14 protein-coding genes are annotated in these 13057 nt (G+C 59.2%); 9 read left to right on the top strand and 5 right to left on the bottom strand.

Going from position 1 to position 13057, the window contains the following annotated elements; translation table 11 throughout:
• Positions 1–451: 451 nt before the first annotated feature.
• The 4 genes from EN804_RS11855 to EN804_RS11840 form a co-directional block, all read right to left on the bottom strand.
• A complete protein-coding gene (locus EN804_RS11855; protein ID WP_135863607.1) occupies positions 452–835 on the bottom strand; it encodes a nuclear transport factor 2 family protein in 384 nt (127 codons plus the stop codon).
• 10 nt (positions 836–845) lie between these two features.
• On the bottom strand, positions 846–2078 hold the full coding sequence (locus EN804_RS11850) for an epoxide hydrolase (protein ID WP_135919473.1): 1233 nt from the start codon (positions 2076–2078) through the stop codon (positions 846–848).
• 324 nt (positions 2079–2402) lie between these two features.
• A complete protein-coding gene (locus tag EN804_RS11845) occupies positions 2403–2852 on the bottom strand; it encodes an SRPBCC domain-containing protein (RefSeq protein ID WP_135919472.1) in 450 nt (149 codons plus the stop codon).
• Positions 2849–3187, bottom strand: a complete 339-nt coding sequence (locus EN804_RS11840) for a metalloregulator ArsR/SmtB family transcription factor (RefSeq protein ID WP_127277360.1) — start codon at positions 3185–3187, stop codon at positions 2849–2851. Before EN804_RS11840 ends, EN804_RS11845 begins: the two co-directional genes overlap by 4 nt.
• A gap of 910 nt (positions 3188–4097) precedes the next feature.
• On the opposite strand from EN804_RS11840, the gene EN804_RS11830 reads away from it, so the two are divergent.
• From EN804_RS11830 to EN804_RS11800, 6 genes are all read left to right on the top strand, one after another.
• The gene (locus EN804_RS11830; protein WP_145972049.1) at positions 4098–4292 is read left to right on the top strand and encodes a hypothetical protein; all 195 of its coding nucleotides are present in this window, start codon (positions 4098–4100) and stop codon (positions 4290–4292) included.
• A 295-nt stretch (positions 4293–4587) separates the two neighbouring features.
• Positions 4588–4803: a hypothetical protein gene (locus tag EN804_RS11820; protein ID WP_135863599.1), complete on the top strand. Its 216-nt coding sequence runs from the start codon at positions 4588–4590 to the stop codon at positions 4801–4803.
• Positions 4804–4865: 62 nt separating this feature from the next.
• Positions 4866–5003: a hypothetical protein gene (locus EN804_RS11815; protein WP_246693422.1), complete on the top strand. Its 138-nt coding sequence runs from the start codon at positions 4866–4868 to the stop codon at positions 5001–5003.
• A gap of 820 nt (positions 5004–5823) precedes the next feature.
• Positions 5824–6342: a hypothetical protein gene (locus tag EN804_RS11810; protein WP_135919471.1), complete on the top strand. Its 519-nt coding sequence runs from the start codon at positions 5824–5826 to the stop codon at positions 6340–6342.
• A complete protein-coding gene (locus EN804_RS11805; protein WP_135919470.1) occupies positions 6339–6737 on the top strand; it encodes a phage holin family protein in 399 nt (132 codons plus the stop codon). Before EN804_RS11810 ends, EN804_RS11805 begins: the two co-directional genes overlap by 4 nt.
• Positions 6734–7615 carry a hypothetical protein gene (locus EN804_RS11800; RefSeq protein WP_127277612.1) on the top strand — a complete coding sequence of 294 codons (882 nt, stop codon included), beginning with the start codon at positions 6734–6736 and terminating at the stop codon, positions 7613–7615. The genes EN804_RS11805 and EN804_RS11800 overlap by 4 nt, the downstream gene beginning before the upstream one ends.
• A 60-nt stretch (positions 7616–7675) precedes the next feature.
• Here the strand turns inward: EN804_RS11800 and EN804_RS11795 are convergent, their stop codons facing one another.
• Complete coding sequence (locus EN804_RS11795) at positions 7676–8599, bottom strand: hypothetical protein (protein ID WP_135863595.1); 924 nt, start codon at positions 8597–8599, stop codon at positions 7676–7678.
• A gap of 301 nt (positions 8600–8900) precedes the next feature.
• Here EN804_RS11795 and EN804_RS11790 point away from each other — a divergent pair, with 301 nt between their 5' ends.
• From EN804_RS11790 to EN804_RS11780, 3 genes are read left to right on the top strand one after another with little or no spacing between them, the layout of a single operon-like run.
• Positions 8901–10070, top strand: a complete 1170-nt coding sequence (locus EN804_RS11790) for a glycosyltransferase family 1 protein (RefSeq protein ID WP_127277614.1) — start codon at positions 8901–8903, stop codon at positions 10068–10070.
• A gap of 2 nt (positions 10071–10072) precedes the next feature.
• The gene (glf, locus tag EN804_RS11785; protein WP_135863592.1) at positions 10073–11203 is read left to right on the top strand and encodes a UDP-galactopyranose mutase; all 1131 of its coding nucleotides are present in this window, start codon (positions 10073–10075) and stop codon (positions 11201–11203) included.
• Complete coding sequence (locus EN804_RS11780; RefSeq protein ID WP_135919469.1) at positions 11200–12885, top strand: family 1 glycosylhydrolase; 1686 nt, start codon at positions 11200–11202, stop codon at positions 12883–12885. Before glf ends, EN804_RS11780 begins: the two co-directional genes overlap by 4 nt.
• The last annotated feature ends 172 nt before the right edge of the window (positions 12886–13057 follow it).

Genomic DNA, 13057 nt, shown 5'->3' with positions numbered 1-13057 from the left:
GGGGCGAAAGCGGGGAGTCAGCTTTTGTTCGTGAGTGAACAATAACGGACCTTCAGACGTCCAAAATCTCATGTGCATCGCTCAGAAAGGCTGGTGCAAGCAATTAACGGCGTCCAGCGAGCCAGCGCCAGCGCAACGGATGGTGCGTCGGACTGCCGGATTGCCACGTGCCCGTCCAGGCCAACACCTGGTCAGGTTTGTCCGGCGATTTCCTTGCGCTAAAGGCGGGCTAAGGCCGCCCATTGGGACAAGATTGAAATGCCACGATTGACAGCCCCAATTCCTGGAGCGCTTCGGGAAGGGCCAACGGCACAAGCGGGGTAGCAGCGATCGATCGAGTATTCGCAGAGCGCTCGATATCCCCTTGGATCGTTCATTGTTGCTTCGGCTCCGGTCGATTCATCCGGCAAAGGTGCGGTCGTTGTGTCCTTCAAAGTAGGTTAGCGGGCGGTTAGGAGTGGCCGCTCGCGTCATCTTGCAGGAAGCCGCCCGGTTCGGCCTTATGCGGCACGTCCCAACCGAAATAGACCTGGGTTTCAAGGATGCGACCGTTCTCGACGCGATGCAGCTCGGTGTTTCGGAAAGTCTTGCCGCCGGTGCTGGTCTCATAGACAATGAAAGCCCAGTGCCCCTGCTCGGCGCCGTGAATAAATTTCATCCCGGTGCAGGCTTCACTGTTTGGCCAGCACCGTGTGAAGTAGGTCTTGCGGCTTAGCGCATTGTCCAGCGGACTGGTGAAGCTGTAGGGATCGCCGATGACCGCCTCTATCGCGTCGCGGTCTTTGTCGGCATAGGCCTGCAAAGCTATCTTAACGGCATCAAGCGGTCCAAGCATGGCTATCTCCTCATCTAAATTTGCTAAAGCAGCTTCGTAGCTCGGCAACGAACAGGTCAGGCACCTCGAGCTGTGCGAAGTGTCCACCTTGGTTGAGCTCGTTCCAGTAGAACAGGTTCGGATAGACTAACGGCGCCCAGCTTTTCGCTGGCGGCAGATCGTGCGGAAAAACACTGACGCCTACCGGCAGTTCAACAACGCCGGGATTGTTTCGCCCTTTAAGGATCGCCGCCTGCTCGTGATAGAAACGCGCCGACGACGCGCTGGAATTTGTAAGCCAATAGAGCGTGATCTCGTCGAGCATATGATCGAGCGACAGGAAGTCCTCAGGCTTGCCGGTGGCTCCGGTCCCACCGTCAAAGATGTCATATAGCCAGGCCGCCTGTGCCATCGGTGAGTCACTGAGAAGGTAACCGGCCAACTGCGGCTTGGTCGCCTGTAGCATGGCGTAGCCGAAGCCGGTCTCCTGGAATTTTTTGAATGCATCCACGGCCTTCTTCTGGTCAGGCTCCAGTTTCTCCGGGATCTTGTCGGGAATGGTCTGAGCGAAGTTCAGATGGATCGCCTCCAGCCCTTGCGGCTTCTGCTGTGCGAGGGCCGTTGTGACAAAGGCACCCCAATCTCCGCCTTGCGCGACATAACGGCCATAGCCGAGCCGTTGCATCAGTTCCGTCCAGGCGCGCGCCGTGCGGCCAGCGTTCCAACCAGGCTCACTTGGCTTATCCGAGAAGCCGAAGCCCGGTAGCGAAGGGATGACCACGTGAAAAGCGTCTTCAGCTTTGCCGCCATGCGCTGTCGGATCGGTCAGGGGTTCGATGATCTCTTGGAATAACAGGATGGTGCTTGGCCAGCCATGCGTGAGAATGATCGGGAGCGCGTTCTCCTGCTTCGAGCGCACATGGAGGAAGTGAATGCCAAGCCCGTCGATCTCGGTCTTAAACTGCGGCCAACCGTTCAGACGGACTTCGGTCCGACGCCAGTCATATCGGTCGCGCCAATATGTTGTCAGTACCTGCAGCTTTTCAATTTGGGGACCTTGGGCAAAGCCGGGCTCGGTGGCGGCTTCCGGGAAGCGAACTGTTTGAAGCCTCCGTTTCAAGTCGCTCAGCACGTCATCAGGGGCGTGGAAGGAAAATGGCGAGAACTCGTCCGGCTGCTTCGCGAAGGCGGGCATCGCGCTAAAGGCCAGCGATAGAGCGGCGCTGCGAAGCAGCGAGCGGCGTGAGAGCTGAATTGCTTCCATAGTCAGGGATCTCCTCACTGCTGTTTCGAACACTCTTGTCCTTCAGGCCTCCCAGGCTGGACCGCTTTTCCCTACTGAGTGTCGACGTACACAGGCGTTGACGATCACTTCCGTCATTGCGCTGTCGGAACCACCACCGCCAAATGCGAGCATCGCTTTCGCCGAGTCCCCTTCCTCCTAGACGTTCACGCGGACGTCCTCGAACGGATCCGCAGAGACGACGACGTTACCGGCGCCCGAGCCCGGCGCGCCCGGATTTCATCGCCTCCTGCGAATCCGTAAGAAACTCGGGCCGCTTGCCCGCGTTCATGCTAGAGACTGAGATCATGCCGGTTCCCCAAGGATCGCTCCAAGTTTGTCGAGCGCCTCGTCCCAACCCTGCTCGTGACTATCGGCCTCATCCTGGTCGCGGAGACCCTCCTGCGTGAAGGTCAGGCGTGTGCCCGTGCCGTCAGCGGAGAAATCATAGCTAATGCGGGACACGATGCCATCTGGAGGAAACGTTGCCGGCCCGTCCGTCCAGAGCCACGTATGCACCAGCCGTGTCGGCCGCTCGACAACCTCATAGGTCCCTTCAGCCGCCATCTCACCAGGCGGCCCAACCATGCGGAAGGCGAAAGTGCCGTCTTTTCGCACGTCGGCGTTCAGTTCAATCACGCGAAAATCCTTTGGCCCGAACCAGCGAGCCATGACAGAAGGATTGGTACATGCTGCAAAGACCTTTTCCGGCGATGCTCGAAAGCGTCGAACGATCTGAAGCTTTGCCCCCTTCATTCCTTGTCTCCATCCACGATTTCGCCGAGCCTGTCGAAGCTAGAGTTCCAAAAGGCGAGGTTGCGCTCCAGCCACGCCTTGGCTTCGGCCATTGGGGCCGGCACGAGACTGCAGCAGACGTTTCGGCCACGGCGTGTACGTCGTACCAAACCCGCGTCACACAACACGTCGATATGCTTGATCACTGCTGTCAGCGAGGTCGGGAAGCGTTCAGCCAACTCTCCGACGGCGACTTCCCCCTCGTGCGTCAGCCGCTCCAGAATGGCGCGGCGTGTGGGGTCCGCCAGCGATGCGAACGCCTTATCGAGGTCCGATGAAAGTTGACTCAGGTTCATCCACTGGAACTAACCGATCGGTTATTAGTTCCCTTTGGACAGATCTTCGTGGACGGGCGCGGAGTGAAAAGCGGTCCGACACGACCCCACGTCCAAAGGCCACAACGATAGGTCCTGGGCCTAATCGTTGCCCTCGTGCAGGCAATCGGACTCGCAGATTGACGAACGATCCATGCCGACCAGCGAACAATCTCGCGGATTTGGCTGTTGGAGTACCCAGTTTTGCGACCACGCCTGCATCCGAGCTCACGTCCATTCGTCCGTATACCGGATGGCGGACGTTGATCGTACATTCTCGGAATGTTCCGGCCCGGGAGATGAATGGCCGTCCAGGTTGTACCGTCAGCGCGGCCTGCGAAGTCATTGCCTGCCGGCTCACGTTTATGCGCCTGCGGAACCTTCCTGCTGAGAATAAATTGAGCCACGGCGGCCGGTTCCCCTCCGTGGAAATTGCCGGGACCAAAGACCCAATCTTGGTCGGCCCGCGCCCCCCCGAGGTGGCGCGGGCTCTCCAGCCGTTGATTGACGGACATTTCTCGGATCGACCGCCTGCCCGCGGAAGCTCGGACCACGCAGCGTGCCGTTTCCAGCTTGATCATCGACTAGCCTTGAGCGCTTTGGCTTCTCGTTCCAGCGTCTCGCGGTGGCTACCGTGCTTTGCAACCAACTCGCGGACTTGCGGGATGACAGGCCGAACTTGCTGGCGAAACAGCCGACCTCGTATTCTTCATCGCCGCTCACGCGCCTTCGATCCTGATACCCCAACTTATTTTTTCGGCGGTCTCTCACCTGCGATCGACCGCAACGCGCATCGCCTTGCTTCGTTGCAAGACGTGTCCAGGCCTCGGAACCATTTTAGGACAAGCTGATTGAATCGCGGTTGAGTGGCTATCAATCGCGGGGGCGCGAGATGCCGCAGTATCGGGTTGAGATTATGGCGGCCGGATCAGTGGTATCTTCGACCATGGTCATGGCACAGTTGCCATTCAAAGCCGCTGAAACCCACATCGGCCAGCCTGTTACCTTCAGGCGGCAGGAAAACGACTGGCTGCGTGTGACGGAGATCGAAGGGGAAAAGCGGACCTTCGCCTATGTCCGCCGGTGAGCCAAGAACCGGGCGGCGGGCGTGCCTGACGCTATTCTGTGAACGCAACCGCCTATATTTGTCTTTGATCTTGACCCGGAACCGAACAGTGATGGTGAGCTTATCGCCAGATGAGCACCCGCGCCATCAACTTCCTCCACCGATGGATCGCAAACAACGTTCCTGAAACCGCAGATGCGGATGTTATCTCGATTGACGATGGGGAGTGTCTCAGTTTGAAATTTGCGCAAACGCCTGATTCGTTTGGCCGAATTGCGTAAACGCCTATATGCTTAATGGAAAGCATGAGGAGCCGATGAGCTGGCGCGAAGATATGATCAGTCGTCTCAAGGACGAAATCGAATACCTCCAAGCGACTATTCGGATAATGCACGCGGACACCGCGACGATTGGCAACGCGTCTCCAAGCGGAAGGCTCACCAGCCTAAACGACGACGCCATTGCCCACTACGAGCGAACGATTGAGGCGCTCCAAAAGATCGTCACGAGCTTAGAGGCGAAGGATTATTAATGCCCACCGGACTTTAAGGCCAGAAGAGACCCACCGACGTCATCGGCAATGCCGTCCGCGTCATGCGCCTTGCCACCGGCGAGGAAGGCGACGACGCGCAGGATGCCGATGCCAAGGCAGCCAAAATCCTTGGCGCCAAAGGCGGCAAGAAGCGTGCTGCAAACATGACGCCAGAACGACGTGCCGAAAAGTGGTGCTGAAACGTGCGGCGCGCCCCGGTCTTTCTAAGCACGCTACCGCGTTCAGGATTGGTCATCTGATTTAGGTGAACGAGAACGCGGAAACCTCGTACGGCTCGCCCATGATTTCGCTAAGCGGTCCTTCGACCGCCGCAGCGGTGAACTGGCCAAGATCGTTGTTCTCGGTAAGTGCGCACGCCGCCAGATGTTGCGCAAATATGTTGCCCTTCCGATAAATCTTCTCAGTGGCGCGCGTGTGGATTCGGCGACCGTGTAGTCCACATCAGCGATGCCAATCCGATGGCAGAGGAGTAGCGGGCAAGCGGCTCTTACAAAAGCGCGTGGCTGAAAATTCAAAACTTTGACGCTACCCTTTTTCGTCCAAATCTATGGCTGGCTTGCCGTTCCTGGCGGTCTAGATGATCGATCCGGAGATGGCGGTACTGTCGCCATGGCGTGGGCGGACAGGCTGACGCTGGCTTCTCCGCTTTGACCCGGGATGGGCCTGGCGATGCAGTTGCGGTCTTCGCCTATGCGGACGTGACCCGGCCGCGCGCATGCTTTGCTCGGTGATCCAAGCCCCAACTCTTCCGTACCTGCCTTTCAAAAGTCGCCGAGGTTCATGGTCGAGCAAGCGGAAGTAACGAAACTCTCAATGTACCTCAAGCCGACACCATAAATAAGCGAACGCCGGAACGTTTGAGGAAATGGCAAGTTGCCCCGTCAGGAGGAACACGCACATGAACGGTGTCATTTATCTGATCGGATTGGTGGTCGTCGTGCTCGCGATCCTTTCGTTTCTAGGCCTCCACTGATGGTTGGCCCGACATGGGAGACTGGCATGGCATCTGAACCGAAACCTAACCCCGATTTCTCGCAGGCCCAGCGAGAAATTGCCGGCCGCGCCGACGAGGCGGGGCGCGTGGCCTCCGACATTCTTGGCTCGGCCAAGGAAGATATTTCCCGGAAAGCCAAGGACGTGGCCGCAGAAGGCAAGGAAGCGCTATTCGACAAGGCCCAGCTTGCACAGAATACCCTGACGGGTGCGGTCGCCGCGCTTGGCGGCGCCGTCCGCGCGGCCAGTGAGCACCTGGCCAACAGCGACCAGAAAGCGGCGGCAAAATTTGCCCTTGAAGCAGCCGGCAGTCTTGAGCGTATGTCCGCATCGCTCAACGACAAGCCCTTCGAAGAAGTCCTGGCCGAAGTCCGCGCTTTCGGTGGCAGCAATCCGGCGGCGCTGTTCGGTGGAGCAATGCTCGCGGGTCTGGCATTGGGTCGCTTTATCAAAAGCTCGTCGGGGGATGCCCACGCTAAAGATCGTCCCCAATCCGATGTGGCAGCCGGGAGGCATACGCCATGACCCCCGGCAGCCAAGAGGACCGAAGCCTGATGACGCTGATCGGAGATCTGTCGCAGCAGGTTGTTACGTTGGTCCAGACCGAGGGCAGGCTGCTCAGGACTGAGCTCTCGGAAAAGGCCGAAAAAGCTGGCGCGGGTGCAATCGAGGTTCTGGGCGGCGCCATTTGCCTTCTGGCCGCCTTGATGGTGCTTTTACAGGCCCTGGTGATCGCGCTCTCGAAGACCCCTCTCGGACCCGGATGGTCGTCGCTGCTGGTCGGCATCGTAGTCGCCGTCCTCGGCCTCTTCTTGGTGAAGACAGGCTCCGCGAATATGAAACCATCCGAATTAACGCCGGATCGCACCGCCGCGCAGCTGAAGAGCGACGCAAAGGTAATCAAGGACCAAGTCAAATGATCGAGAAAACATCCGCCGAACTTCAACGTGAGGCCGAAATCGCGCGGGCCAACGTTTCCGACACCGCTGAATCCATTCGCAACAAAATGACGCCAGGCCAACTCATCGACGAGTTCTCAGGGCTCTTTGCAAGTGGCGATAGCAGCTCGATGCTCGGCGCCCTCAAGTCCCAGGTTGGTGCCAATCCGCTTCCCGTCGCTCTCGTCGGCGTGGGGTTGATGTGGCTGATGGCGGGACAAGGAGCGCAGAAGCCATCTGCGGTCAATGGTGCCCCCCGCTCGACGGTGCGTCCCGACTTCGCGGATGATCTCGGGGCCGTGGATCGTCCTTTCGACACCGAGGGCCTGACAAGCGGCGTGTCCGGCGCCTTGTCGGGCGCAATCGACAAGGCGAAATCGATCGTCGAAGATGCGGCGGATGGCGTGCGGTCGTCCATGGCCGGGGCTGCTTCGAGTGTTTCGGACAGCGCAAGCCAATATGGTGCGAGCACCGTTGATCAGGCCAGCAAGGCAACCGCTGCGGCGGTGGATCTGATTCGCCAGGAACCGCTGGTGCTGGCGGCGGTGGGCCTGGCGTTCGGGACGGCAGTAGGAGCAATGCTTCCACGCACCGATTTCGAGGATCAACAGATCGGTAAAACAAGCGACGCGGTCCGCGACAAGGCGAACGAGTTGCTCCATCAAGGCGTGGAAGGCGCCAAGGATGTTGCCGCTCAAGCCTACCAGACAGTCAAGGACGAGGCCGACAAAAAGGGCTTCAGTACCGATCCTGCTTCGATCATCGACACAGTTGCTGACGTCGTCCAAACCGCTGGCTCGGAAACCGAAAAGGCCGTCCGCGGCAAGATCAGTGACGCAAGCAGAGAGCGGGCGAAGTGACGTTGGTGTTCGGCTTGGTTTCCCGAATGAGGGCGTTGGGTCCAGCGTTGATGGGTGAAATCAAGCCACGTTGGACCATGCCTGTCTTGCCAGGTCGCACTTTGCGACACCGTACCGCCAGCGATGACCTGTCGCGGCCCTGCGGCTCTGGTAGAAAAGCACCAGCCGATTGCCCTCGATGACGACGGTCGAATGCCCATTTTCACCTGGTTCTCCAGGGTCAAGAACCGGCCCGACCGTGCGGTAAGGGCCCTCGACCTGCTCGGCGAGCGCGAAAAAGACCCGCTGGCGGCTGCCGCGGGGCCCTTCGGGGAGAAAGCATGTGGCGTTGAGCAGAATGCGGCCGCCCGGCAACTCGACAAGCTGCGCACCCTCGATGCCCCATTCATAGTCAGGGTGCTCACGCGAATTGTGGTGAGGCAAGTCGGCATGGTCGAGTATCTTGCCAACCCGCTTCCACGGCCCAAACCACGAATCCGACTGGCTGCGCGCGAGATAAATGTCGGGCTGCGGAACCTTGGTAAACCGTGGCATGCCTGAATAGACGATGTAGCGCTTGCCACCGATGAGGGCCGGATGCGGATCGTAGATTCCGTCCTCATCCGTACCGGGAAGTGCATCGATCGCGGACCCCAGCAGGGTCCAATCGAAGCCGTTGTCCGAGACAACATGCTCACAGCGGCCGCCCGATTTCATGAACTCGGTCTGGATGAACATATGAAAGACGCCGGCCTCGAAGATCACACCGGGGGCCGCCACCCCCGATCCGACGAGCGACAGCACGATCGGTTCATGCTCGGTCCATGGCCCCTCCATCCCAGGCGCGGAGGCATGGAGAATCCTCCACGTCTCGTTCGTCACCGTGCCACTTGATCCGAACATGTGCCATCGGTGCCCATCGAAAACCGGGCACGGGTCCTTCACATCATCGACGTTCGTTGGCTGAAACAATGGGAAGACATTTGTTTCAAAAGTGACTGACATCAGACCCTCGTTAAAACTTCGATTTTGCCGACAACTGCGCTGGGCAGAATCGGTTTCACCAGGCGAGTTTCTACCGTTGCGCGAACAGGCGCAACGGGAACCCGCTGCGTTGCGCAGGTCCAGCCCGGGCGGCGTTCGGACTTGCCGCTCGCTCAGGGGCATCGAATTCAATTCAGCAGCGGAACGAGTGTCGCTTAGCCAAGTTAGCCCCTTAGCTGACATCACATCTTAAGGCCGTTATTAACATTTGTTGTACGGCCACGCCTAATAGAATTTCTTCACAGAATTAAGGGACGCTTAAATGAAAAACCGGGCAGTAGCGAAGGACCATGTAACTTCATCTGATTCCTCTCTGTTATTGTGCTTCTCTCATTTGCGATGGAATTTCGTGTACCAGCGTCCTCAACACATTCTGACTCTCGCTTCGAAATCCCAGAAGGTCGTTTATTTCGAGGAGCCCATCTTCGAGTCTGTCGCGAAGGCCTCGATGCGAGCCGATCTGATCTCGCCATCCATCACAGTCGTGACGCCGATCCTACCGCTTGGGACAGATCCGGCGGATGCCACAAAGATCCAGCGAAATTTCGTTGACCAGCTCATCGCGGCGACGCCCCAACACCTGCTTACACTGTGGTACTACACGCCGATGGCGCTGCAGTTCAGCGACCACGTCCTATGCGACGTGTGTGTCTACGACTGCATGGACGAGCTTTCCGCGTTCAAGAACGCTCCGCCTGAACTGATCCAGATGGAGCGGAAACTTCTCGAACGCGCCGATATCGTCTTCACCGGCGGCCAAAGCCTTTACGAAGCCAAGCGCGGCCTGCACCGCTCGATATTTCCATTTCCGAGCAGCATCGACTTCACACACTTTCATCAGGCAAGGGCGACCGGAGAGGACCCGCACGACCAGATCCAGATTCCCCATCCACGGGTAGGCTATTTTGGGGTCATCGACGAAAGGCTCGACGTCGGCCTGGTGGCCCAGGGAGCCCGCGGCATGCCCGACATCCATTTCGTCATGCTCGGGCCGGTCGTCAAGATCGATCGCGACAGCCTTCCGCGAGCCGCCAACATCCATTGGCTTGGCGGCAAGGATTATGCAGATTTGCCGAACTATCTCAGGCATTGGGATGCGGGGTGGATGCCGTTCGCGCTCAATGCGGCCACCCGCTACATCAGTCCCACGAAGACCCCGGAATTTCTCGCCGCCGGCGTTCCGCTGGTCTCCACCGCGATCGTTGATGTCGTACGAACCTACGGCGCCAAAGGTCTGGTTGAGATCATCGATGCAAGCGATGCCGAGGTGAAAATCCGATCCGTCCTGGCCCGACCACGCGACAGCTGGCTCTCCCGTGTCGACGCTTACCTCGTCGACATGTCGTGGGAGAAGACCTGGGTCGCAATGGCCGGACACCTCGAGCACGCCCATTCGAGGAAGAACGTCGTCGCGTTCAGACGGAGCGCTTGATAATGTTTGACTGGATGATCGTGGGTGCCGGCTTTGCCGGCAGTGTGTTGGCCGAGCGCATCGCTTCCCAGCGAAATGAAACTGTGCTGCTGATCGACCGACGCAGTCACATCGGCGGCAACGCTTTCGATTGCTACAATGAGGCTGGTATCCTGATCCATCGATACGGACCGCACATCTTTCACACCAATGCCCAGTCCATCGTCGAGTATCTCTCCCAGTTCACCGCGTGGCGGCCATACGAGCATCGCGTCCTGTCACAAGTCGACGGAAAGCTGCTGCCCATTCCGATCAACCTCGATACGATCAACCGGCTTTACGATCTCGATTTGACGTCGGAGGCGCTGGAAGGGTTCTTTGCCGCTCGCCGCGAGCGGGTCGAAGAAATCCGCACCGCCGAGGATGTCGTCGTCAGCACAGTCGGCCGCGAGCTCTATGAGAAATTCTTTCAGGGCTATACTCGAAAGCAGTGGGGGGTGGACCCGTCTCAGCTCAGCAAATCGGTGACGGCGCGCGTTCCGACGCGAACCAATCGAGACGATCGGTATTTCGGCGACAGCTTCCAGCAAATGCCCGCCGAAGGATACACGCGCATGTTTCAGCGCATGCTGGACCATCCCAATATCAAGATCATGCTGCAGACGGATTATCGCGACGTCAGGGCAAGCATCCCGTTTCGCCGGATGATCTATACCGGACCGGTCGATGAGTATTTCGACTGGAGGCTTGGCGCGCTGCCCTATCGGTCACTGCGGTTCGACCACATCACGCTGGATCAAGAGCAGTTCCAGCCTGTCGCTGTCGTGAATTATCCCCAGACCGAAGCGTATACGCGCATCACAGAATACAAGCACCTCACCGGCCAGCAAAGCACGAAGACCAGCCTCACTTATGAGTATCCGACTGATGTCGGTGACCCCTATTATCCGGTGCCGCGAGCCGAAAACGAAGTGCTTTATAAGCGGTACGAAGCGCTTGCGGCCGAAGTCCGCGACGTCTGGTTTGTCGGCCGCCTGGCGACATACCGATATTACAACATGGACCAAGTCGTAGGTCAGGCCCTTGCCACCTTTGGACGGATTCAGAGGCAGCTGGCTGCGGGCGCGTCGACCGCGGTCGAGGCAGCGGAATGAATGGGCCGCTCGAAATGTGGGGGGGTGTGGAATGCAGCCATGTTCGCGTCGGCCCAATCGTGCGCGATCAATTGTCGGAAACCGGGCATCTGCATCGGACCGAGGACCTTGAGCTGATTGCGGCACTCGGGATCCGAACACTTCGCTATCCGGTGTTGTGGGAACTGGTTGAACGCACGCCCGGCTCCTATGACTGGAGCTGGACGGATGCCAGACTCCGTCGTCTCAGGGAACTTGGTATCGAGCCGGTTGCCGGCCTGTTGCACCATGGCAGCGGCCCGCCTTGGCTGGACATTCTGGATCCCGATTTTCCGGGGAGTTTCGCGCGTTATGCGGGGGCGGTTGCCCAGCGCTATCCCTGGTTGAAGCTTTACACACCCATCAATGAGCCGCTGACCACGGCGCGCCTGAGCGGGCTCTACGGCCTCTGGCATCCGCACGGTTCGAGCGAGGCGATTTGCTTCCAATTGACTGTCGCCCAATGCCTGGCGACCGCATGGGCGATGAGGGCGATTCGCAGCCTGACGCCAGCGGCGGGTCTGGTACAGACGGAGGATGTCGGGCGGGTGTTTTCAACCGAAGCTCTGGCCTATCAGGCAGACCATGAAAATGAACGGCGCTGGTTGGCTCTGGATTTGCTGGCCGGGCGCGTCGATCATCGACACCCTTTCCATGGCCGGCTCCTGGAAGCAGGAGTCCGTGCTGCGGATTTGTCATCGCTTGCGGCCGAGCCATGCGTACCGGACATGATCGGCCTCGACTATTACCTGACAAGCGACCGGATGCTCGACGACAATGTCGACCGCTATGAGCACGAACGCGTCGGCGGGAATGGCATCGACGCCTATGTCGATAGCGCAGCAGTCCGGTCCGATCGCCGCCATGAGGCGGAGTTGGGCCATCGGATCGACGAAGTCTGGCAACGCTACCGCTTACCGATCGCGATCACTGAACTGCACAATGGATCGACCCGCGACGAGCAGGTTCGCTGGCTGGCGGAGGGATGGAAGGCGGCGCAGGAGGCCAGGGCTCGCGGCATCGATGTCCGCGCGGTGACGGCTTGGTCCGTCTTCGGCGCTGTCGACTGGAACTCTTTGCTGACCGCGCGGAGCGGATTTTATGAAAGCGGAGCGTTCGACGTTCGGGGCGGCGTCGCCCGGCCAACCGCCCTTGCACAGACGATTGCACAACTGGCCGCGCGGGGGGCCGTTGACCATCCCGTTCTTGATGGGCGAGGCTGGTGGAGGGAGGAGCATGCATCCGGGACGTGTGAGGCACGACCCCTCCTCCTCGTGGGTTTCGGCCGCACAATCTCGACCATCGAGGAATGCTGTGCTTTGCGCAGGCTTACGGTAGTCGCGGCGGCCGCAGCCCGGGTTAAGGCATCCATCGCGGATCAGCGCGCATGGGCGGCGATCCGCGTGGAAGGGCAAGGCTCCCGCAAGGATGCCGCCTCGACAATCAGGCTCGTATGCCACTATCCCGACAGCACCGAGCTCCTGCTCCAGGTCAATTCGACCGCGCCGACCATCGACATGTGCCATGCTTTTCTCGATCTGGTTATCGATGGCGAACGCGGTTCGCTCGAGATGCTGCACTCTGGACCAGGCAATCAATATAGTTTCGGCAGGCTGACCATAGGGACCGAGCGCTCGGTCCAGGCTGAAAGCTTCGTTGCTTGATCCCTTTCAGGCATCAACCCTGGGGCGCCACCGGAGACAATGCCGGCGATTTGCATGCCCCCGGATCAACTGCCCGACAAGACTATCGGCCACCCTAGAGTTAAGCCTGTTGGCAAAAGCATACCTTTGTGCCGCTTCCATGACTCGGCTCAGCTGGTACTTCTAGGAAATG

Origin of the sequence: Mesorhizobium sp. M8A.F.Ca.ET.161.01.1.1 (assembly GCF_004792105.1) — a bacterium.
Lineage (GTDB): Bacteria > Pseudomonadota > Alphaproteobacteria > Rhizobiales > Rhizobiaceae > Mesorhizobium.
This window is presented reverse-complemented; position numbering and strand designations above follow the sequence as displayed.